The sequence below is a fragment of the Luteimonas sp. A534 genome (assembly GCF_054072805.1).
The window spans coordinates 74,667-96,867 of record NZ_JBSVRR010000003.1 but is presented as its reverse complement, the minus strand read 5'-3'; the positions used below and the strand labels follow the sequence as shown (position 1 = coordinate 96,867).

Below are 22,201 nucleotides of genomic sequence, written 5' to 3'. Positions count from 1 at the left end.
GAGAACACCATGGAAATCCGTCCCATCCTGTCCGCGCTGTCCCGGCACAAGACCGCGGCCGCGCTGATCGTGCTCGAGATCGCGCTGACCTGCGCGATCATCTGCAACGCGCTGTTCTTGATCAACGGCCGCATCGAACGCATGGACCGCGTGAGCGGCCTGGCCGAGGCCGAAATCATCCGCGTGCAGCTCACCGGCATCGGGCGCGACGAGAACGCCCTGGCCATGACGAAGACCGACCTCGCCAGCCTTCGCGGGCTGCCCGGGGTGACGTCGGCCAGCGTCACCAACCAGGTCCCGTTCGGCAACTCGTCGTGGAACACCGGCATCCGGCTGTCAACGGACCAGACCCAGTCCACGCTGAGCGCGGCGTACTACATGGGCGACGAAACGCTGCTCGATTCGATGGGGCTGACCCTCGTGGCCGGGCGACGCTTCAACCGCGACGAGCTGCTGGACTGGGAGACGCTGTCCACCGGCGGCGACGATGCCAGCATTCCCTCGGCCATCATCACCCGCAAGATGGCGGACAAGCTGTTCCCCGGCGAGGATCCGCTGGGCAAGGCCTTCTACAGCATGGGCGGCCCGAACCCCACGCGGGTGGTCGGCGTCGTCGAGCACCTGATCCGCCCCAGCGAGCAGGGCGGGCCCGAGGCCTACGAGTACGCGATGTTGCTGCCGATCGACATCTCCTACGGGCTGGGCAGCAACTACCTGCTGCGCGTGGACCCGGAGCGCCGCACGGAGCTGCTGAAACTCACCGTGGACACGCTGCTTGCGAACAATCCGAACCGCATCATCCTCAACGAGCACACGCTCACCGACATGCGCGCGACGTACTACCGCCAGGACCGCTCGATGATGTGGATGCTGGTTGCCGTGATCGTTGCCCTGCTGATCGTGACCGCGCTCGGAATCATCGGCCTGGCGAGCTTCTGGGTGCAGCAGCGCAGCAAGCAGATCGGCATCCGGCGCGCGCTGGGCGCCACCCGGAGCCAGATCCTGCGCTACTTCCAGATCGAGAATTTCCTGCTGGCCACCGTCGGCATCGCCATCGGCATGGTGCTGGCCTTCGGCATCAACCAGATGCTGATGGGGCGCTACGAACTGCCGCGCCTGCCGCTGGTGTACCTGCCGGTCGGCGCGATCGCGCTGTGGCTGCTCGGGCAGCTGGCGGTGCTGGGGCCGGCGCGGCGCGCGGCCTCGGTGCCGCCGGCGGTTGCCACCCGGAGCGTATGATCCCGGACCGATGCCGACGATCCTGATCATCGATGACAACCCCGCCGTCGCCATCGCGCTGGAGGTGCTGTTCTCGCTGCATGACATCGACACCGTCGCCGCGCAGGCGCCGGACGAGGGGCTGGCGCGGCTGCGGCGGGGCGACATCGACCTGGTGATCCAGGACATGAACTTCCACGCCGACACCACGTCGGGGGAAGAAGGCATGGCGCTGTTCCAGGCCATCCGCGTGCAGGAACCCGACCTGCCGGTGATCCTGCTCACTGCCTGGACGCACCTGGAGGCCGCGGTCGACCTGGTCAAGGCCGGGGCCGCGGACTACCTCGGCAAGCCCTGGGACGACCGCAAGCTGCTGGCCACGGTCAACAACCTGCTGGAACTGTCCGAGGCGCGGCGCGAGCTGGCGCGGCACCGCGGCGGCGAACAGCGGCGGCGCGACGCGCTGTCGCGCGACAACGACCTGCGCGGCGTGGTGTATGCCGATCCCGCGAGCGAGCGCCTGCTGGCACTGGCCTGCCAGGTGGCACGTTCCGAACTGCCGGTGCTCGTCACCGGGCCCAACGGCGCGGGCAAGGAGAAGATCGCCGAGATCGTGCATGCGAACTCGATGGTGAAGGACGGGCCGTTCGTGGCGCTCAACTGCGGCGCGCTGCCCGGCGAGCTGATCGAAGCCGAACTGTTCGGCGCCGAGGCCGGCGCCTACACCGGCGCGGGCAAGGCGCGCGAGGGCAAGTTCGAGGCCGCCGACGGCGGCACGCTGTTCCTCGATGAGATCGGCAGCCTGCCGGCCGCGGGACAGGTGAAGCTGCTGCGCGTGCTCGAAACCGGCCGCTTCGCGCGCCTGGGCGGCAACCGCGAACGCCAGGTCAAGGTCCGCGTGGTCAGTGCCACCAATGCCGACCTGCCAGCGATGATCCGCGACGGCGGCTTCCGCGAAGACCTGTACTACCGGCTCAACGCGGTGGAGCTGAAACTGCCGCCACTGGCCGAGCGGCCCGACGACATCCTGCCGCTGGCACGGCACTTCCTGCCTGCCGGCAAGCGCCTGGGTGCCGATGCCGAACGCGCCCTGCTCCGCCACCCGTGGCCGGGCAATGTACGCGAGCTGCGCAACGTGGTGCAGCGCGCGGCGCTGCTGTCGATGGGCGAACTGATCCAGGCCGACGCGCTGGGCCTGCCGGTATCCGACGCACGGCCCACGCCCCCCGGCAACGAGGAGCCCGACCGCGCCGCGATCGAGGCAGCGCTGGCGCGCAGCGGCGGCGTGCTCGCCCAGGCCGCCGCGGACCTCGGGCTGTCGCGACAGGCGCTGTATCGCCGCCTCGACCGCCTGGGCATCCGGCGCGACTGATGCGGCGTCCGCTGCGACTGCCGCTGAGCGTGACGTTCACCGCCCTCGCGCTGGCCTACATGGCCATCGCGGCGGGGCTGGCTGTGCTGCTCGAACACTGGCTGCCCTCGCGCTGGCTCGCGGTGCTGCTTGCAGTGGTCCTGCCCCTGCCGCTGCTGCTCTACCACGTACGCCGCCTGCTCGCGCCCGCGCACTCGCTGTTCCGCGCACTCGCCAGCAGCGTCGCCAGCTACCGCGACGGCGACTACAGCTTCGGCCTGGCATGGGAAGGCGGCGGCGAGCTTGGCGCGCTGGTCGCCAGCCACCGCGCGCTGGGCGACACCCTGCGCGACCAGCGCCTGCGCCTGGTGCAGCGCGAACTGCTGCTCGACACCATGGTGCAGAACACGCCGGTGGCGATGCTGCTGGTGGATCCGTCGGGCCGCGTGGTGCTTGGCAACCTGGCCGCGCGCAAGCTGGTCGGCGACGGCCGCAAGCTCGAGGGCGTCGCCTTCGACGAGCTGCTGGCGCAGATGCCCGATGCCATGCGCGATGCCTTCTCCCGCGGCGGCGACGGCATGTTCACCGTCGGCAGCGATGACGACGAGGACATCTTCCACCTCTCCCGCCGCCTGTTCCGCCTCAATGGCCGCCGCCACGAACTGCTGCTGCTGCGCCAGCTCACCGCCGAGCTGCGCCGCCAGGAAGTGCAGGTGTGGAAGAAGGTGATCCGGGTGATCAGCCACGAACTCAACAATTCGCTGGCGCCGATCGCGTCGCTCGCACACTCCGGCGCCGAACTCCTGCGCCGTGGCCAGCACGAGCGCCTGCCGGCCGCGCTGGCGACGATCGAGGAGCGTGCGCGCCACCTCGAAGGCTTCATCCGCGACTACGCGCGCTTCGCCAAGCTGCCCGCGCCGCGATTGGAAGCGATCGAATGGCGCGTCTTCCTCGAGCGCCTGCGCAGCCAGGTCGACTTCGGCATCGAGGGCCACGTCGGCGGACACGTGCGCGCGGATGCCCCGCAGCTCGGGCAGGCCATGCTCAACCTGCTGAAGAACGCCCACGAGTCCGGATCCGCACCCGGCGACGTGCGCCTGGCGCTGCGCCGGCTTCCCGATGCATGGCGAGTGGACGTGCTCGACCGCGGCAGCGGCATGAACGAGCCGGTGCTGGCCAACGCGCTGCTGCCGTTCTATTCCACCAAGCGCCACGGCACGGGGCTGGGCCTGGCGCTCACGCGCGAGATCGCCGAGGCCCACGGCGGCCGCATCGCCCTGTCCAACCGCGAAGGTGGCGGGCTCTGCGTGAGCCTCGTCCTGCCCGCCTGACGCTCCCCCATGTGGGGCGGCTACAGCCGCGATCCGGGCCGATGCAGGAGCGGCTATCACTGCGACCTGCCGCAAATTTGGCGGTGACGGCAATTCCGATCGCAGCTATAGCTGCTCCCACAAAGGCACTCTTCTACCGCGGCTGCTTCTTCGGCCGCTGCCAGCCTTCGATGGTCTGCTGCCGTCCGCGCGCGATCGTCAGCTTGCCCTCGGGCGCATTGCCGGTGATCACCGAACCGGCGCCGATGGTGGCGTCGCGGCCGATGGTCACCGGCGCCACCAGGGCGGAGTTCGAACCGATGAAGGCGCCGTCCTCGATGGTGGTGGTGGACTTGTTGGCGCCGTCGTAATTGCAGGTGATGGTGCCGGCGCCGATGTTCACGGTCGCGCCGATGTCGGCATCGCCGATGTAGCTCAGGTGGTTGGCCTTGCTGCCCACCCCCAGCGCCGCGTTCTTTGTTTCGACGAAGTTGCCGATGTGCACGCCGTCGGCCAGCACCGTGCCCGGGCGCAGGCGCGCGAACGGGCCGATCTGCACCGCGCCCTCGGTGCGTGCGCCTTCGATGTCGCAGTGCGCGCGCACCTCGGTGCCGGCGCCCAGCTCGGCGTCGCGGATGCGGCAGAAGGGGCCGATGCGGACGCCGTCGCCCAGCACCACGCGGCCTTCGAACACCACGCTGGCATCGATCTCGACGTCACGACCGACGATCACCTCGCCACGGATGTCGACCCGGTCCGGATCGGCGAAACGCGCACCGTCCGCGCACAGCGCACGCACCAGGCGCCGCTGCATCGCGCGCTCCAGCTGCGCCAGCTGCCAGGGATCATTGGCGCCTTCGGTTTCGACCGGATCGTCCACGAACACCATTTCCGCGGCGCTGTACTCGGCGGCGGCCATCGCGAAGACATCGGTCAGGTAGTACTCGCCCTGCGCGTTGTCGCTGGACAGGCGCTGCAGCCAGTTCTTGAGTGCGGTCGACTCCGCCGCCAGCACCCCGGTGTTGACGATGTCGATGCGGCGCTGCTCGGCGTCGGCGTCCTTCTCTTCGACGATGGCACCGACGTTGCCTTCGGAGTCGCGCACGATGCGGCCGTAGCCGCGCGGATTCTCGAGCTGCGCCACCAGTACCGACAGCCGGCCGTCCACCGCCAGCAGGCGGCGCAGGGTGTCGGCGGTGATCAGCGGCACGTCGCCATAGAGCACCAGCACCTGGGCACCGTCGGGCACGCCGGGCATGGCCTCGCGCACGGCATGGCCGGTCCCGAGCTGCTGGGCCTGCTCGACCCAGTGCAGGTCGGAGCGGTGGCTGTAGGCCTCGCGGACGTGGTCGCCGCCATGGCCATGCACCACGTGGATGGCGGCCGGCGACAGTTGCCGTGCAGCCGCCATGACGTGCGACAGCATCGGCCGCCCGGCGATCTTCTGCAGCACCTTGGGCAGGGCCGACTTCATGCGCTTGCCTTCGCCGGCGGCGAGGATCACGACGTGGAGCGGGTTTGCAGTGCGGTCCTGTTCGGGCATGGTGCGTCCTGGCCTGGTGTCGTCGCGGCCATTCTATAAGGGGGTGCTGGTAGCATGCGCGCGATGTCGCGAGCCGTGCCACCGGAACCTGCCACCATCACCGGTCCACCGCGCGCTGCAGGCCGGCCTGGCCCGGCGTGGCTGGCATGGAGCGGCGGTATCGCCTGCCTTGCCGGCATCCTCGGCCACGGCATGTTCGAACACTGGGTGCCGGCGCGCACCACCGCCCTGCTGGTGATCGCCTTGCTGGCGCTGGGATTCGCCTGGGGCCTGCGTCGCATCACCGGGCTCGCCCTTGCACACGGACTCGCGCTCGCCTGGCTGCTGGCGCTGGCCTGGCTTGGCGGCCCGCTGCCGTTGCTGGCCACGATGCTCGCCGTGGCCGCGGCGATCGCCCTCGGTGGCCTGCTGCTGCCCAACGCCGCAGCGGCCACCCGCTGCGTGACCGGCCTGGCCCTGGGCGCCGGCGTGCTCGGCTGGTTGCTGCCGCTGCCGCTGCACACGCGCTGGAGCTACCTGGCCGTGGTGCTGGTCCTGGTCGCGTGGAGGCACCGCGCTGTCGCGATCGCGCTGCGCGATGCGGCCGGTGGCTGGCGGGATACGGTGGCCGCGGACCCGCGACCGATGGCGCTCATGGTGCTGGTGCTGGGCCTCGCATCCACTGGCTGCTGGGTGCCGACCGCACAGCATGACGACGTCGGCTATCACCTGCTTCTGCCGTGGTCGCTGCAGCTCGACGGCCGCCTGGCAATGGATCCCGGCGTGCACGCCTGGGCGCTCGCTCCCTGGGCCGCCGACGTGGTGCAGGCGGTGCCGCAGCTGCTGGCCGGGCCCGAGGCCCGCGGGGCGGTGAACGCGCTATGGCTCGTCCTCACCAGCGTCGCACTCTGGCGCCTGTGTGCCGCGCTTGGCGGCGACCTGCGCGCGCGCGCCTGGACCGTGGCGCTGTACGCGAGCCTGCCCCTGACCGCCGTGCTGGCCATGGGCATGCAGACCGAACTCCCGACCGCGGCGCTGCTGGCCTGGGCGGCCTGCCTGGGCCATGCCGCTCCGTCGCGACGTACGCTGCTGGCGGCGTGCGCGCTGATCGGACTGCTGCTGGCCACCAAGCTCGCAGCGGCCGCCTTCGCCGCGCTCCTGCTGCCGTGGCTGGCCTGGCGACACCGCACGGTGCTCGACGCGCGCACCGCGGTGGCCGCGCTGTTCCTGGTCACCGCGCTGGGCGGCAGCAGCTACGCCTACGCCTGGGCGATCGCCGGCAACCCGGTCCTGCCGCTGATGAACGATGTCTTCGGCTCGTCCTACTTCGGCGGCGACTTCAAGGATCCACGCTGGCACGCCGGCGCGGGGCCGCTGCTGCCGTGGCGGCTCACCTTCGATACCGGCCGCTACCTCGAAGCGTTCCCGGGAGGCGGAGGCTTCGTGCTGGTCGCCCTCGCGGGTGCCTGGCTGGCCGCGCTCTGGCAGCGTCGGACGCGTGCGCTCGCCATGCTCGCGCTGGCCATGCTGGTGGCCCCGCTACTGGCCACGCAGTACCTGCGCTATGTATATCCGGCGCTGGTGCTCGCGCTGCCGGCCCTGGTGGTGGCCACCCGCGCAGCGGCGCCGCGCAGCGCCCACGTGCTGCTGGGAGCGACCTGCGTCGCCAACCTGCTGTTCCAGGCCAACGGCCACTGGATGCTCCGCACCGGCGTGGTGAAGGACAGCGTGGTGGTGGCCGGACGCGATGCACCTGTCCTTGCCGAGTACGGGCGCGAGCGCCTGCTTGCCGCGGCCCTGCGCGAACGCTGGGAACGCGAAGGCACCCGCAGCGGTGCGGTCCTCGCGATCGCCCTGGACGTGCCGATGCTGGCGGAACTCGGGGCCACCGCGCGCACGCTGTCCTGGTACGACCCGTCGCTTGAAGCGGAGGCGCGGCACGCGGATGCCGACGCCACGGGCGCGGCCTGGGTCGCGCTGTGGCAGCGAGAGGGCATCGCCGAGCTGGTGCTGCGCGTGGATCGCCTGACGCCCGCGCAGTCCGCCGGGCTGGCGCTGGCCGGTGCCCGCCGGGAAGACGCCGTGGGCGAAGTGGAATGGTGGCGCCTGCCTCCCGATGCGGTCGACGCCCCGGCGACGCCTTCCGTGGAGCCGGCACGATGACGCTGCGACACCAGGGTCCGCGCTACCTGGTGGTGGGCGGCATCCAGTGGCTGCTCGATTGGGGCGTCATGGTGCTGCTCAGCCACTTCGGCCTGCGCATCGGCCTGGCCAACATCGCGGGCCGCATCACCGGCGCAATGCTCGGCTTCTGGCTCAACGGCAAGGTCACCTTCGTCGGCGACAAGCACGTCATCGGGCGCCGGCAGCTGCTGCGCTTCGTGGTGATGTGGCTGGTGCTGACCCTGCTGAGCACGGTGGCGATCGAGCTGATCGACGACGTGCTGGGACGCAAGTGGGCATGGCTGGCAAAGCCGCTGGTGGAAGCCTGCCTGGGCGTGCTCGGCTTCATCGGCTCACGACACTGGGTGTACCGCAAATAGCAGGACGCCGGCACTTGGCCGGCGTCCTGGAAACCTGCGTGATGACGGCTTCGCGGATCAGTGCTTCAGGTTCTTGCGCAGGCGTTCGAGCGCCTGCAGCTGCGCCGCGACCTCGGCCATTTTCTGCTGCGCCTCGGCGATGTCCATCGCCTCGCCGCGGCCGGCGAGCACGCGCTCGGCCTCTTCCTTGACCTTGCGCACCGCGGCCTCGTCGATTTCATCGGCGCGGATCGCGGTGTCGGCCAGGATCGTCACTACCTGCGGCTGCACCTCGAGGATGCCGCCGCTGATGGCGAAGTCGAGCTTCTCGCCGTTGGCCTGCGTGACGACGACCTTGCCGGGCTTGAGCCGGGTGATCAGCGGCGCGTGGCGCGGCGCGATGCCGAGTTCGCCGACTTCACCGGTGACGACCACCATGGTGGCCTCGCCGCGGAAGATCTCGGCCTCGGCGCTGACGATGTCGCAACGGATGGTGGTCATGATTGCCTACCTGCCTCAGGCCTTCGCGGCCATCTTCGCGGCCTTCTCGACCGCCTCGTCGATGCTGCCGACCATGTAGAACGCCTGCTCGGGCAGGTGGTCGTACTCGCCGTCCACGATGCCCTTGAAGCCGCGGATGGTTTCGTTCAGCGGCACGTACTTGCCCGGCGAGCCGGTGAACACCTCGGCGACGTGGAACGGCTGCGAGAAGAAGCGCTCGATCTTGCGCGCGCGCGACACGGCCTGCTTGTCCTCTTCCGACAGCTCGTCCATGCCCAGGATCGCGATGATGTCCTTGAGCTCCTTGTACTTCTGGAGCGTCGCCTGGACCTTGCGCGCGGTGTCGTAGTGCTCGGCGCCGATCACGTTCGGGTCGAGCAGGCGGCTGGTGGAGTCCAGCGGATCGACCGCCGGGTAGATACCCAGCGAGGCGATGTTGCGGCTCAGCACGACGGTGGCGTCGAGGTGGGCGAAGGTGGTGGCCGGCGACGGGTCGGTCAGGTCGTCCGCGGGCACGTACACGGCCTGGACGGAGGTGATCGAGCCGGACTTCGTCGAGGTGATGCGCTCCTGCAGCACGCCCATTTCCTCGGCCAGGGTCGGCTGGTAACCCACCGCCGACGGCATGCGGCCCAGCAGCGCCGACACTTCGGTACCGGCCAGGGTGTAGCGGTAGATGTTGTCGACGAACAGCAGCACGTCCTTGCCCTTGCCCGAGGCGTCCTTCTCGTCGCGGAAGTACTCGGCCATGGTCAGGCCGGTCAGCGCGACGCGCAGGCGGTTGCCCGGCGGCTCGTTCATCTGGCCGTACACCATCGCCACCTTGTCGAGGACGTTGGAGTCCTTCATCTCGTGGTAGAAGTCGTTGCCCTCGCGGGTACGCTCACCGACGCCAGCGAACACCGACAGGCCTTCGTGCGCCTTGGCGATGTTGTTGATGAGTTCCATCATGTTCACGGTCTTGCCGACGCCGGCGCCGCCGAACAGGCCGACCTTGCCGCCCTTCGCGAACGGGCACATCAGGTCGATGACCTTGATGCCGGTTTCCAGCAGCTCCGCGGAGGACGACTGGTCCTCGTAGGACGGCGCGGCGCGGTGGATTTCCCAGTGCGCCGAGGCGTCGACCGGGCCGGCCTCGTCAATCGGGCGCCCGAGCACGTCCATGATGCGGCCAAGCGTGCCTGCGCCGACCGGGACCGAAATCGCGGTGCCGGTGTTGGTGGCCACGAGGTTGCGCTTCAGGCCGTCGGTCGAGCCGAGCGCGATCGCGCGCACGATGCCGTCGCCGAGCTGCTGCTGCACTTCAAGCGTGATCTCGGTGCCGTCGACCTTCAGTGCGTCGTACACCTTCGGCACTTCGTTGCGCGGGAATTCCACGTCGACGACGGCGCCGATGATCTGAACGATCTTGCCCTGGTTGCTCATCACTTAAGTCCTCTGAAACCCGATGTCTTTCTTGTTTGTGGGAGCGGCCATGGCCGCGATTGTCGGGACCGGGCCGCAAGGCCCCTCCCACATGCTGTCTGGATCAGACCGCCGCCGCGCCGCCGACGATCTCGGAGATTTCCTGCGTGATCGCCGCCTGCCGGGCCTTGTTGTAGACCAGGTTGAGCGTGTCGATCAGCTTGTTCGCGTTGTCGCTCGCGGCCTTCATCGCCACCATGCGCGCGGCGTGCTCGGACGCGATGTTCTCCATCACCGCCTGGTACACCAGCGACTCGATGTAGCGCGTCAGCACGTGCTCGAGCACGGTCTGCGCATCGGGCTCGTACAGGTAGTCCCAGTCGTGGGTCACCAGCTTCTCGTCCGACGGCGGCAGCGGCAGCAGCTGGTCGAACGCCGCGCGCTGGGTCATCGTGTTGACGAAATCGTTGTAGACCACGAACACGCGGTCCTGGCGGCCTTCGACGAAGCCGTCGATCATCACCTTGACGATGCCGATCAGCTGCTCGACTTCCGGGGTGTCACCCAGGTGGGTGACGCTGGCCAGCATGTCCACCTTCAGGCGGCGGAAGAACACCGTCGCCTTCTGGCCGATGGTGACCACGTCGACCTCGACGCCCTTCTCGTGCCACTGGCGGATCTCGCCGAGCAGCTTGCGGAACAGGTTGTTGTTGAGGCCGCCGGCCAGGCCGCGGTCGGACGAAACGATGATGTAGCCGACGCGCTTGACCTCCGGCCGCTCCACCAGGAACGGATGCTGGAAGTCGGTGTTCGCCTGCGCGAGGTGGCCGATCATCTGCTTCATCGCACGGGCGTACGGGCGCGAGGCCTTCATCCGCTCCTGCGCCTTGCGGATCTTCGAGGCCGAGACCATTTCGAGCGCGCGCGTCACCTTGCGGGTGTTCTGCACGCTCTTGATCTTGGTTTTGATTTCTCTGCCGCCGGCCATGTCTTCGCTCGCTCTGCTCGCTTCGGGGGTTCTGGATCCGTGGTCCGGGGCTCAGGGTCGATGGACCCCGGCACCCGGCTCCTGCATCACCAGGACCCGGTCGCCTTGAACTCTTCGATGCCCTTCCGGAACGCCGCTTCGATCTCGTCGTTCCAGGCGCCGCTGCCGTTGATCTTCGAGACCAGCTCGCCGGCGGTGTTGTCGAAGTGCGCGTGCAGGCCTTCCTCGAAGACGCCGATCTTGGCGACCGGCACGTCGTCGATGTAGCCCTCGTTGACCGCGTAGATCGACAGCGCCTGGTGGGCGATCGACATCGGCGCGTACTGCTTCTGCTTCATCAACTCGGTGACGCGCTGGCCGCGCTCGAGCTGCTTGCGCGTGGCGTCGTCGAGGTCGGAGGCGAACTGCGCGAACGCCGCGAGCTCGCGGTACTGCGCCAGCGAGATGCGGATGCCGCCCGAGAGCTTCTTGATGATCTTGGTCTGGGCCGCACCACCCACGCGCGACACCGAGATGCCGGCGTTCACGGCCGGGCGGATGCCGGCGTTGAACAGGTCGGTTTCCAGGAAGATCTGGCCGTCGGTGATCGAAATCACGTTGGTCGGCACGAACGCGGACACGTCGCCCGCCTGGGTCTCGATGATCGGCAGCGCGGTGAGCGAACCGGTCTGGCCCGTGACCTTGCCCTCGGTGAACTTCTCGACGTAGTCCTCGGACACGCGCGCGGCGCGCTCGAGCAGGCGGGAGTGCAGGTAGAACACGTCGCCCGGATAGGCTTCGCGGCCCGGCGGGCGGCGCAGCAGCAGCGAGATCTGGCGGTAGGCCACGGCCTGCTTGGACAGGTCGTCGTAGACGATCAGCGCATCTTCGCCGCGGTCCATGAAGTACTCGCCCATGGTGCAGCCGGAGTAGGCGCTGATGTACTGCATCGCAGCCGACTCGGACGCGGTGGCGGCCACCACGATCGTGTGCGCCAGGGCGCCGTTTTCTTCCAGCTTGCGCACGATGTTGGCGACGGTCGAGGCCTTCTGGCCGATCGCCACGTACACGCACTTGATGCCCGTGCCCTTCTGGTTGATCACGGCGTCGATGGCCATCGCGGTCTTGCCGGTCTGGCGGTCGCCGATGATCAACTCGCGCTGGCCGCGGCCGATCGGGATCATGGCGTCGACCGACTTGTAGCCGGTCTGCACCGGCTGGTCGACCGACTTGCGCCAGATCACGCCCGGCGCCACGCGCTCCACCGGCGCGCTCAGCGCGGCGGTGATCGGGCCCTTGCCGTCGATCGGCTCGCCGAGCGCGTTGACCACGCGGCCCAGCAGCTCCGGACCCACCGGCACTTCGAGGATGCGGCCGGTGGTCTTGGCCACGTCGCCCTCGCGCAGGTTCTGGTAGTTGCCCAGCACCACGGCGCCGACCGAGTCGCGCTCGAGGTTCAGGGCCAGCGCGAACGTATCGTTCGGCAGCTCGATCATTTCGCCCTGCATCACGTCGGCCAGGCCGTAGATGCGCACGATGCCGTCGGACACGGAAGTGACCGTGCCCTCGTTGCGCGCCTCGGCGGCCAGCTTGACCTTCTCGATGCGGCTCTTGATCAGTTCGCTGATTTCAGAGGGGTTGAGCTGGGTGCTTGCCATTTCCGGTTCCTCGGTGCGCGCCAGCGGGTGGTGCGCGGTAAGTGGATCTTGTGGTGGCGTCGCCGCCGGCGGGTGCCGGGCCGCGACGTCCTTGCTTACTGGCTCAGTGCCGACTGCAGGCGCGCGAGCTTGCCGCGCAGCGAACCGTCGATGACGACGTCGCCGGCGCTGATCACCGCGCCGCCGATCAGTGCGGCGTCGACCGCGGTATCGATTTCGACCTTGCTGCCGAAGCGGCGCTCGAGCGCCGCGCGGATGCCGGCCATCTCGGATTCCGAAAGCTCGGCCGCCGACGTCACCGTGGCGCGCACGATGTTCTCGGCCTCCGAACGCAGGTCCTCGTACAGGCCGGCGATCTCGGGCAGCTGCGCCAGGCGTCCGTTGCTGGCCAGCAGCGCGAGGAAGTCACGCTGCTCGGCCGCCGCGGACTCCGGTGCCAGCAGCTCGACGGCCTCGGCGTCGGTGAACGACGGATGGCCCAGCAGCGGCGCGACGCGCGGATCGGCAGCGACGCGGGCGGAGAACGCCAGCGCCTGCGACCAGCCCGCGAAATCGCCGCGGTCGCGCGCGATGCCGAAGGCGGCGCGGGCGTAGGGACGGGCGAGGGTGATCTCCTGGCTCATCGGACTCAGATCTCCGCGGCGAGTTCGTCGAGCAGCGCCTTGTGGGCGCTGGCGTCGATCTCACGCTTGAGCAGCTTCTCCGCGCCGGTGACGGCGAGCGCGGACACCTGGCGACGCAGGTCTTCGCGGGCACGGTTGGCCGAAGCCTCGATCTCCGCGTCGAACATGGCCTTCTGCCGGATCGACTCGGTCTGCGCTTCCACGCGCGCGGCGTCGACGATCTGGTTGGCGCGCTGGTGCGCCTGGTCGATGATCTCGTTGGCCTTGGTGCGCGCGGCCTTGAGCTCCTCGTTCGCAGCGTCCTGGGCCTGCGCAAGCGCGCGCTGGCTGTTGTCGGCGGCGGCGAGGCCCTCGGCGATCTTCTGCTGGCGCTCTTCGATGGCCTTGAGCAGCGGCGGCCAGACGAAGGTGGCGATCAGCCAGATCAGCGCGGCAAACGAAAGTGCCTGGGCGATCAGGGTGAGATTGATGTTCATGGCAGTGCCTGTCGTGGTGGTCGGGGCATGCGGGGCGCATGCCGGCCTTGCTGCGTGGCGCGGGCGGCCTGCGCCACCCGCACCGTGCGCGGCGAGGCGATCAGCCGGCCAGCTGCGCCAGCTGCGCGGTCCACGGACCGATGAACGGGCTGGCGAACGCGAACAGCAGGCCGACGGCGACCGTGATGATGAACGCGGCGTCGATCAGGCCGGCGGTGATGAACATGCGGACCTGCAGCACCGGGATCAGCTCGGGCTGGCGCGCGGCCGACTCGAGGAACTTGCCGGACATGATGGCGAGGCCGAGGCCGGCGCCGAGCGCGGCGAGGCCGACCATGATGCCGATACCGAGGGCGGTGAAGGCCTGGACCTGGGCAAGCGTGGTGAGGATGGTTTCCATGGTGATCTCCGGGCGTGGTGCTTTGAGGGTTGGACGAAAGGGTTGGTTTACAGCTGGAACTCTTAGTGACTGTCTTCCGACAGGCTCAGGTAGACGATCGACAGCATCATGAAGATGAAGGCCTGCAGCGGGACCACCAGGATGTGGAAGATCATCCAGCCCAGGCCGAACACGGCACCGCCGAGCAGGCCGAGGATGCTGGCACCGCCAAGCACCCAGATCAGCAGGAACACGATCTCGCCGCCGAACATGTTGCCGAACAGTCGCATCGCCAGCGAGATCGGCTTCGACACCCACTCGACGATGTTGAGGATCAGGTTGGCCGGCATCATCCACTTGCCGAAGGGCGTGGTCAGGAAATCCTTGGTGAAGCCACCAAGCCCCTTCGCGCGCAGGCCGAAGAACAGCATCAGGAAGAACACGCTGATCGACAGGCCGAGGGTGGCGTTGACGTCCGCCGTCGGCACCGGCTTCCAGTATTCGACGCCGACCCAGGACAGCGGGACGGCGAAGAAGTCGGCCGGGATGAACTTCAGCATGTTCATCAGCAGGATCCAGAAGAACAGGGTGATCGCGATCGGCGTCACCAGCTTGCTGGTCCCGTGGTAGGTGTCGCGCGCCTGGCGGTCGACGAACTCGAGCATGATCTCGACGAAGGCCTGCCACTTGCCCGGCACGCCCGCGGTGGCGCGGCGCGTGCCCGCCCAGAACAGGAAGGTGATCAACAGCCCCATCGCCAGCGAGCTGACCAGGGTGTCGACGTGGAGGGTCATGAAACTTCCCTCGCCGACCGACGCGGTCAGGTTCTGCAGGTGGTGCTGGATGTAGCTGGTGGGGGTGAGATCCGCCGCAGCCGCCATTTCAATGCTTCCCGTTTCGATGTCCGCCGGCCATCGCCAGCACTTGTGCCACCAAGGCGACCAGCACGCCCCCGATTACCGCCAGGGCGGGCAGCCGCACCACGGCGATCGCGACGAAGAGCGTTGCGATCACCACGAACCACTTCGCCAGCAGCCCCAGCACCAGGCGCGAAAGCGCGCCCGCCGCCGGTGCGATGCCGCCACCGAGGGCCAGCGCACCGTAAAGCGCCCCGCCCGCGATGATGGCCGCACCCCCCACCGCCGCCGCGAGTGCCCATGCGGACCCCTTCGCAGCCAGTGCCAGCGCCAGCGCGGCGACGGCGACCACCTGCCAGGTGATCGTGCGCCGCACCAGCCGCGAACCTGCGGCAAGGGGATTCAACACATGGTGTACCTGTGGCTGTGGTGCGGGAGCCGGATCAACTGGCCCCGTCTAGCCCCGGAATTATAGCAGTCATATCCACTGGTCGGCCAATGCCGGAAGGAGACACTCCCTGAACGGCGGTCGCGGTCCCGGTTTGGGCCCGAACGCGGGCGATCGGCGCATTCGGCGGAAAGAAGCGGGTCAAGGGGAACCCTTTTGGAATCCGACGGTCTGACCCTGTGCCTGGCCTGCCCGCTCTCCCCTCGTCGATCCGTGCAGGCCCTGCAGAAGCCCCGGCATTGCGCCGGGGCTTCGACTTTTCAGGGATCCTGCCCTGCCTGCTCGCGGGCAATCCAATCCTCGATCGCGCGCCGGGCGCGTCGCTCCGCGGCCTTTTCGCGCAGCGCTTCGATGCTGAGCACCCGCTGCAGGCCCACCATGACCCCGACCATCAGCAGCGCGAAGGGCAGCGCGGCCACGGTGATGAGCGTCTGCAGCGCCTCCAGGCCGCCGGCAAGGAGCATGGCCGCCGCGATCAGGGCGATGGCGATGCCCCAGGCGAACTTCCGCGCAAGCGTCGGGTCGCCGGTGGTCTCGCTCGACATCGAGCCCAGCACCAGCACCGCGGAGTCGGCGGAGGTCACGAAGAAGATCACCAGCAGCAAAATGCTGAGCCCCGACAGCAGCTGCGACAGCGGCAGGCTGTCGTACATCCCGAACAGCACCGTCTCGTAGCCCTCCGCAAGCGCACCGGCCATGTCCACGCCGCCGAAGATCTGCCCCCAGAGCGCGGCGCCGCCGAAGGTGGCGAACCAGGCGAAGCCGAGCAGGCTGGGCACTGCCACCACGCCCAGCACGAACTCGCGCACGCTGCGGCCATACGACACCCGCGCGATGAAGGCGCCCACGAACGGCGACCACGAGATCCACCAGGCCCAGTAGAAGATCGTCCAGTCCGCGACCCAGCTGCTGCCCGAGAACGGCGCCATGGCGAGGCTCATCTCGACCAGGTGCGACAGGTAGCTGCCCAACGAGGTGGTGAAGGTTTCGAAGATGAATCCGGTGGGCCCAAGCAGCGCCACGGCCACCAGCAGTACGCCTGCAAGGACGAGGTTGAAGGTCGACAGCCACTTGATGCCGCGGTTCACGCCGCTGGCGCTCGACGCCATGTACAGCACGAAGCACACGGCGATCACCGACAGCTGCATCGTGGCGCCGCCGGGCAGCCCGAACACGCGTGACATGCCGGCGCTGATCTGGATGGTGCCGAAGCCCAGCGTGGTGGCCACGCCGATCGCGGTGGCAACCACGGCGACGATGTTGACGAGCTTGCCGATCCAGCCCAGGTGGCGGTCGCCGATCAGCGGCTGCAGCAGGTCGCTGATCAGGCCGCGGCCGTTGCGGTTGTACTGGAACCATGCGATGGCCAGGCCCATCAGCGCATAGATCGCCCATGGATGCAGGCCCCAGTGGAAGAAGGTGTAGCGCATGGCCGCGCGCGCCGCAGCCGGCGTGCCCGGCTCCAGGCCCTCGGGCGGGTTGAGCAGGTGCGACACCGGCTCGGCCGCGCCCCAGAACACCAGGCCGATGCCCATGCCGGCGGCGAACAGCATCGCGAGCCACGTGGGCCCGGAGAACTCGGGCTCGGCATCGCGTCCTCCGATGCGCAGCCGGGCCAGCGGGCCGAAGGCGAGGTAGCCGAGGAAGACGAGGGTCAGGAACACGATCAGCAGGTAGAGCCAGCCTGCGTGCGCGATGACGGCCGCGAGCGCGTCACCCGTCACCTGCCCGAACTGGACCGGCGCCAGGCCGGCGACGATGGCCAGCAGCACGACCAGCAGCAGCGAGATGCGGAACACCATGGCGGGACTCCCCTTGCGTGGCCGATGCCGGAACAGCATAGGCCGATGACATGGCCTGCGGAATGACGCATTCGCACGGTCAACGCCGATCGTGTTCACGCATCGGCCACCCGCGTGCACACGACACTTGGGCACCCCACAACGAGAGTCCCCCATGATGGATACCCGTAACCAAGCATCCCTGCGCCCCATTGCGCTGGCCCTTGCCACCACCGCGCTGCTTGCCGCACAGCCGGCGCTGGCCCAGGAAGGCAACGACCGCGATGACCGCTTCACCCTGCGCCTGAGCGCCTTCAATCCCGGCGCGGACCTGCGGCTGGGCGTCGATGGCGAAGCCACCGACGGGACCGACACCGTCCTGTTCTCCGACGCCGCCACCCTCGACACCGGCGACGACTGGCGTCCGCGCGGCGCGCTGAACTTCCGCATCAGCGACCGGCAGTCGGTCGGTGCCAGCTACTACGATTACGAGAACGACGACAGCTGGAGCTTCGGCGGTGGCGTGCTGGATCCGGACGTTCCGGGCATCCCCGGCGACCCCGTGCAGCTGCCCGCGGCCGATGCCACGGGTCGCATCAAGTTCGCGATGGCGTCCGTGCACTACGAGTACGCCGTGGTCGCGACGCCCGCGCTGGAGTGGGGCGTGGGCCTGGGTGCGACGCACGTCGACCTCGAGACCGTGGCCGACGTCGCCTGGAGCGCGACCGACGAGATCGATGCCGGCACTGCGCGGTTCGGCGAAGAGATCAGCGGCTGGAGCCCGGCCCTGCACACACGCCTGACCTGGCGGCCGGTGGATCGCTGGCGCGTCGACTTCGAGGGCCAGTACCTCGACGCGGGCTGGGGCAACTTCATCGACGAGGATGGCCACTTCGAACGCGCCGGCGTCGTCGTCGAATACCTGGTCACCGAGCGCATCGGCGTGCATGTCGGCTACGACTGGTTCCGCCTGGAGCTGCGCGACCGTTTCACCGGCGATTTCACGCTTCCGCCGGAAGCCGGCATCGGGCCGGTCGACTATGCGGCGGACGTGAGCAGCGAACTCAAGGTGCACGGTCCGCTGGCGGGCCTGACCATCCGCTTCTGAGCCGCGCGGCACGAACGCTTGCCGCGGGGCGGGGACAGCATCCCCGCCCCGCGGCCTGCGCTCAGTTCCTGACCTGCACGTCGTCGATGTAGACGTTGACGTCGTAGCTGGTGTTGGCGTGGTACAGCCAGATCGCGTCCAGCCGCACGGTGCCGGCGGTGATCGCGCCGTTGCCGCCCACCCAGGCGTTCCACTGGTTGGCATCGGTCAGCGACCAGGACACGTAGGTCCAGCTGTTGGCCGGGATCGACCGCGATACGGAGCGCTCGGTGCCGTCGCTGTCATCGATGCCCAGGCCCACGCTCATGCCGCTGCCGCCGGCAAACACCCAGAAGCCGACGCTGCCGTTGGCGCGAGTGAGGGCGACGTTGCTGCCCGGCGTGCCGCCACCGGACAGCAGGCGTACCGCCCAGCTTGCCGTGGTGTTGGGGTTGTCCTTCAGCAGCACCCGCAGCGAGCAGCTGCCGTTGCGGCGCGTGCCGCAGTCGCGCGTGGCGGTGGACGCGGTGGAGATGCCGACCGTGCTTCCGGAATACGCCGGCGCGGTATTGAAGTGGCCGACGTTGCTCTCGAAGCGGTCCAGGTACTGCGTGCTGCCGCCGCTGCCGGGGTTGAGCAGGGTGTAGTAGCTGGCCCAGTTCCAGTTGATGCCGGGGTCGGTATGGGTCTGGCCGCTGAAGTGCTGGTGGCCCTTGATCTTGACCGAAGTCGGCAGGACGTTGATGCCGCTGCTCGGCGCGCCCTTGTAGGCGCTGGAACAGGGAATGGCGCTGTACTTCGAGCAGAAGTTGCGCACCAGCGCCGCCGACGCGTTGTACATCGCCGAGGTGTACCAGGCGCTGTTGTTGACGTAGCCCTCGTGCTCGATGCCAAGCGTGTAGCTGTTCTGGTTGCGCACGTGCCAGGCCGTGTGCGCGTTGCGGACCATCTGCGTGACCTGCCCGTCCGAGCTGCGGATCACATAGTGCGCGCTGACGTTGGACGTCGAGTTCTTGAACCAGCTGATGGTGCCGGCATAGCTGCCCTGCGCGGTGTGCAGGGTGACCGCGCTGACCGCGGCGCTGCGGGATGCGTTGTAGTTGCTCGAATGCGCGGGATTCCAGATCGCCGGGCCGTAGTCGGTGCTCTGCGCGCGCACGCCACCGTCGCCATCCTTCTTCGAAGCCGCGCGCACCAGCTGCTCGCTCACCGGGTCGATGGCGAATCCGTCGACCTCGATGCGGTCGCCCTCGACGTCGAGGCGCACGAACGGCGCCTGCAGCTTGACCAGGGTGTCGGCATCGAAGGCGCGTTCCCACGCCACCGCCACCTGCGGCACCACCATGCCCTTCTCGTCGACGCCGCGGTCCTGGGCCAGCAGCACGTCGAAGGCGAAGCTGGCGCGGGCGTAGTCGGCGATCGCGCCCTCGGCGGGTGAGGCGGAGAAGCCGGCGTAGCGCGCAAGCTCCGGCGCCAGCGCCTCGAGATCCTTCATGTCCTTGCCGCGCAGCTGGCGGCCCAGCAGCGCGGCGGCGGCCATGATGTTGGTCGCGGCGTCGTGCTTCACGCGTTCGGCCGGCACCCCGAGCAGGGCCGCGGCCTCGCCCACCTGGTCGGCGAACCCGTCGCCGGCGTACAGGCCCATCACGCCGTGGGCGGCGGGCATGTGGTGATGGTCGCCCATGTCGCCCGCCTGGTCGGCGCGCACGTTGTGCCAGCGGCTCTGCACGTAGGCGATGGCCTCGAGCGTGCCGCGCGGTATCTGCGGGTACGCGGCATAGGCGCGCTTGAAGTAGGCGGGATACGCGGCGCGCTCGATGCGCAGCCGGGTCTCCTCCAGGCGCAGGCGCTCATCCATGGCGCGCTCCTGCAGCTTCAGCTCCATCGCTTCCGGATCCAGCCGGTTCCCCACCTCCACCCCGGCTGCGTTCGCCGCGCCCATGCCGGCCACGCCGACGCACAGCGCGGCCACTGCCAAGAACTGCCTGTTCGCAGCTTCCATGTCACCTCTCCTGGTTGCGCTTGCGCGCGTGATCCAGGTCCCTCGCCTGGAGCGGGCACGGACCCGCCCCCGGAGTTGGCGCCGGCTGCGATGCAGGTGACAGATAGGGTGCGCCCTAGAGCGCACGGAACGGCGACGGGCGTCAGCGGTGCGGCGGAACCGGGTCACGCTTTATCCCGGCCCCGCCTGGCGCGTGCCCCGCACCGGGGGCGTCCGGCCCTACTTCTTGCGCTTGGGCATGTAGAGGTCGGTGATGGTGCCTTCGAAGATCTCGGCAGCCATTGCCACCGATTCCGACAGCGTCGGATGCGGGTGGATGGTGTGGCCGATGTCGGCGGCCTCGGCACCCATCTCGACCGCCAGCGCGACCTCGGCGATCAGCTCGCCTGCGTGCGGACCGACGATGGCGCCGCCGATGACCCGCTTCGTCTCTTCGTCGAACAGCAGCTTGGTGAAGCCCTCGCCGCGGCCGATGCCGACCGCGCGCGCGCTTGCCGCCCATGGGAACTTCGCCACGCCGGGCTTGATGCCCTTGGCCTTGGCCTCGGTTTCGGTCAGGCCGACCCAGGCGATCTCGGGATCGGTATAGGCCACCGACGGGATCACCCTTGCCACCCATTCACGCTTCTCGCCGGCGGCGACTTCGGCCGCGAGCTTGCCTTCGTGCGTCGCCTTGTGGGCCAGCATCGGCTGCCCGACGATGTCGCCGATGGCGAAGATGTGCGGCACGTTGCTGCGCATCTGCGCGTCGACATCGATGAAGCCGCGCTCGCCCACGCGCACGCCGGCCTTCTCGGCATCCAGCTTGCCGCCGTTGGGCACGCGGCCCACGGCCACCAGCACGCGATCAAACAGTTTGCCGTCCGGAATGCTGTCGCCCTCGAAGCTGCAGCTGATGCCGTTCTTCTGCGCCTTGGCGTCGACCACCTTCGTCTTCAGGTGGATGGCCACGCCCTGCTTCTTCAGGCGGTCGGCCAGCGGCTTCACCAGGTCCTTGTCGGCGCCGGGCATCAGCTGGTCGGCCAGCTCGACCACGGTGATCTCGCTGCCCAGCGCGCGGTACACGGTGGCCATTTCCAGGCCGATGATGCCGCCGCCCACCACCAGGAGCTTCTTCGGCACGCCGGCCAGCTCCAGCGCGTCGGTGGAGTCCATCACCCGCGGGTCGTCCCAGGGGAAGCCCGGCAACTGCAGCGCCTGCGAGCCGGCGGCGATGATGCACTGCCCGAAGCGCAGCAGCTGCGTCTTGCCGTCGGCGCCCGCGACTTCAAGCTCGTTGGCCGAGACAAAGGTCGCGCCGCCGGACACCACGCGCACCTTGCGCTGCTTGGCCATGCCGGCCAGGCCCTTGTTGAACTGGCCGACCACGCGATCCTTGTGGCCGCGCAGGGCATCGATGTCGATCTTCGGCTTGCCGAAGCTGATGCCGTAGTCGGCGGCGTGCGCGGCTTCCTCGATCACGCCGGCGGCATGCAGCAGGGCCTTCGACGGGATGCAGCCGACGTTGAGGCAGACGCCGCCGAGCTGTTCGTAGCGTTCCACCAGCACCACGTCCATGCCGAGGTCCGCGGCGCGGAAGGCGGCGGTGTAGCCACCGGGCCCGGCGCCCAGCACCACCAGCGCGCACTCGATGTCGGCCTTGCGTCCGCTGGCCGCGGCGGGCGTGGGGGCTTCGGGCTCTGCAGGTGCGCGGTGCGAGCGCGCCACCGGCGGCTTGCCCGGGCCGGCGTCGGCCGCGGCAGGCGCCGCGCCCGTGGCAGCAGCCTCCGCCTTGTCGCCCGGGGGCTTCTTGTCTGCGGCGGGAGCCTTGTCGTTCGCGGGTGCTTTGTCCGCGGTCGCCGCGTCGTCGCCTTCCGCTTCAAGCACCACCACCACGCTGCCTTCGGCCACCGTGTCGCCGACCTTGACCTTGACCTCGCGGACCACGCCCGCGGCCGAGGACGGCACTTCCATCGTGGCCTTGTCCGACTCCAGCGTCGCCAGGCCCTGGTCGACGGCGACGGTGTCGCCCACCGCCACCAGCACTTCGATCACCGGCACGCCGTCGAGGCCGCCAATGTCGGGAACCTTCACTTCGATCGTGTTCGCCATCGCC

19 protein-coding genes are annotated in these 22,201 nt (G+C 69.1%); 6 read left to right on the top strand and 13 right to left on the bottom strand.

Features of this window, described 5'->3' with window-relative positions; translation table 11 throughout:
- The first annotated feature begins 9 nt into the window (after positions 1 to 9).
- Genes ACW5F0_RS08640 through ACW5F0_RS08630 form a run of 3 tightly spaced genes read left to right on the top strand, consistent with a single transcriptional unit; the run spans position 10 to position 3,900 of the window.
- A complete protein-coding gene (locus ACW5F0_RS08640; RefSeq protein ID WP_456963541.1) occupies positions 10 to 1,239 on the top strand; it encodes an ABC transporter permease in 1,230 nt (409 codons plus the stop codon).
- A 10-nt stretch (positions 1,240 to 1,249) separates the two neighbouring features.
- Positions 1,250 to 2,590 carry a sigma-54-dependent transcriptional regulator gene (locus ACW5F0_RS08635; protein ID WP_456963540.1) on the top strand — a complete coding sequence of 447 codons (1,341 nt, stop codon included), beginning with the start codon at positions 1,250 to 1,252 and terminating at the stop codon, positions 2,588 to 2,590.
- Positions 2,590 to 3,900 carry a sensor histidine kinase gene (locus ACW5F0_RS08630; protein WP_456999541.1) on the top strand — a complete coding sequence of 437 codons (1,311 nt, stop codon included), beginning with the start codon at positions 2,590 to 2,592 and terminating at the stop codon, positions 3,898 to 3,900. Before ACW5F0_RS08635 ends, ACW5F0_RS08630 begins: the two co-directional genes overlap by 1 nt.
- Before the next feature lie 133 nt (positions 3,901 to 4,033).
- Here the strand turns inward: ACW5F0_RS08630 and glmU are convergent, their stop codons facing one another.
- Positions 4,034 to 5,422, bottom strand: a complete 1,389-nt coding sequence (gene glmU, locus ACW5F0_RS08625; RefSeq protein WP_456963538.1) for a bifunctional UDP-N-acetylglucosamine diphosphorylase/glucosamine-1-phosphate N-acetyltransferase GlmU — start codon at positions 5,420 to 5,422, stop codon at positions 4,034 to 4,036.
- Positions 5,423 to 5,485: 63 nt separating this feature from the next.
- Between glmU and ACW5F0_RS08620 the strand changes: the two genes are divergently transcribed.
- Both ACW5F0_RS08620 and ACW5F0_RS08615 read left to right on the top strand, forming a co-directional pair.
- A complete protein-coding gene (locus tag ACW5F0_RS08620) occupies positions 5,486 to 7,564 on the top strand; it encodes a hypothetical protein (protein ID WP_456999539.1) in 2,079 nt (692 codons plus the stop codon).
- Positions 7,561 to 7,944: a GtrA family protein gene (locus ACW5F0_RS08615; RefSeq protein ID WP_456963536.1), complete on the top strand. Its 384-nt coding sequence runs from the start codon at positions 7,561 to 7,563 to the stop codon at positions 7,942 to 7,944. Before ACW5F0_RS08620 ends, ACW5F0_RS08615 begins: the two co-directional genes overlap by 4 nt.
- Before the next feature lie 57 nt (positions 7,945 to 8,001).
- Here ACW5F0_RS08615 and ACW5F0_RS08610 read toward each other — a convergent pair whose 3' ends face one another.
- The 10 genes from ACW5F0_RS08610 to ACW5F0_RS08565 form a co-directional block, all read right to left on the bottom strand.
- Entirely contained in the window at positions 8,002 to 8,424 is a 423-nt protein-coding gene (locus ACW5F0_RS08610; RefSeq protein WP_343277287.1) for a F0F1 ATP synthase subunit epsilon, read from the bottom strand.
- Between the two features lie 15 nt (positions 8,425 to 8,439).
- On the bottom strand, positions 8,440 to 9,849 hold the full coding sequence (gene atpD / locus ACW5F0_RS08605) for a F0F1 ATP synthase subunit beta (RefSeq protein ID WP_456963535.1): 1,410 nt from the start codon (positions 9,847 to 9,849) through the stop codon (positions 8,440 to 8,442).
- Between the two features lie 103 nt (positions 9,850 to 9,952).
- Entirely contained in the window at positions 9,953 to 10,816 is an 864-nt protein-coding gene (gene atpG / locus ACW5F0_RS08600) for a F0F1 ATP synthase subunit gamma (RefSeq protein WP_456963534.1), read from the bottom strand.
- A gap of 86 nt (positions 10,817 to 10,902) precedes the next feature.
- Positions 10,903 to 12,453 carry a F0F1 ATP synthase subunit alpha gene (gene atpA / locus ACW5F0_RS08595; RefSeq protein ID WP_456963533.1) on the bottom strand — a complete coding sequence of 517 codons (1,551 nt, stop codon included), beginning with the start codon at positions 12,451 to 12,453 and terminating at the stop codon, positions 10,903 to 10,905.
- Positions 12,454 to 12,548: 95 nt separating this feature from the next.
- Positions 12,549 to 13,076 (bottom strand): F0F1 ATP synthase subunit delta, encoded by a 528-nt coding sequence (locus ACW5F0_RS08590; protein WP_456963532.1) that lies wholly within the window; start codon positions 13,074 to 13,076, stop codon positions 12,549 to 12,551.
- Between the two features lie 5 nt (positions 13,077 to 13,081).
- Positions 13,082 to 13,552 carry a F0F1 ATP synthase subunit B gene (locus ACW5F0_RS08585; protein ID WP_456963531.1) on the bottom strand — a complete coding sequence of 157 codons (471 nt, stop codon included), beginning with the start codon at positions 13,550 to 13,552 and terminating at the stop codon, positions 13,082 to 13,084.
- 100 nt (positions 13,553 to 13,652) lie between these two features.
- Complete coding sequence (gene atpE, locus ACW5F0_RS08580; RefSeq protein ID WP_456963530.1) at positions 13,653 to 13,952, bottom strand: F0F1 ATP synthase subunit C; 300 nt, start codon at positions 13,950 to 13,952, stop codon at positions 13,653 to 13,655.
- Positions 13,953 to 14,014: 62 nt separating this feature from the next.
- Positions 14,015 to 14,812, bottom strand: a complete 798-nt coding sequence (atpB, locus tag ACW5F0_RS08575; RefSeq protein WP_456963529.1) for a F0F1 ATP synthase subunit A — start codon at positions 14,810 to 14,812, stop codon at positions 14,015 to 14,017.
- A gap of 1 nt (position 14,813) precedes the next feature.
- The gene (locus ACW5F0_RS08570) at positions 14,814 to 15,194 is read right to left on the bottom strand and encodes a hypothetical protein (protein WP_456963528.1); all 381 of its coding nucleotides are present in this window, start codon (positions 15,192 to 15,194) and stop codon (positions 14,814 to 14,816) included.
- Positions 15,195 to 15,496: 302 nt separating this feature from the next.
- Positions 15,497 to 17,038: a BCCT family transporter gene (locus tag ACW5F0_RS08565; RefSeq protein ID WP_456963527.1), complete on the bottom strand. Its 1,542-nt coding sequence runs from the start codon at positions 17,036 to 17,038 to the stop codon at positions 15,497 to 15,499.
- A gap of 154 nt (positions 17,039 to 17,192) precedes the next feature.
- Here ACW5F0_RS08565 and ACW5F0_RS08560 point away from each other — a divergent pair, with 154 nt between their 5' ends.
- Complete coding sequence (locus ACW5F0_RS08560) at positions 17,193 to 18,125, top strand: hypothetical protein (RefSeq protein WP_456963526.1); 933 nt, start codon at positions 17,193 to 17,195, stop codon at positions 18,123 to 18,125.
- A gap of 61 nt (positions 18,126 to 18,186) precedes the next feature.
- Here the strand turns inward: ACW5F0_RS08560 and ACW5F0_RS08555 are convergent, their stop codons facing one another.
- Together ACW5F0_RS08555 and lpdA are read right to left on the bottom strand one after the other, a co-directional pair.
- Positions 18,187 to 20,106, bottom strand: coding sequence for an N-acetylmuramoyl-L-alanine amidase (locus ACW5F0_RS08555; protein WP_456999537.1), 1,920 nt, complete (start codon positions 20,104 to 20,106; stop codon positions 18,187 to 18,189).
- 219 nt (positions 20,107 to 20,325) lie between these two features.
- Complete coding sequence (lpdA, locus tag ACW5F0_RS08550) at positions 20,326 to 22,197, bottom strand: dihydrolipoyl dehydrogenase (RefSeq protein WP_456963524.1); 1,872 nt, start codon at positions 22,195 to 22,197, stop codon at positions 20,326 to 20,328.
- Positions 22,198 to 22,201 lie beyond the last annotated feature (4 nt).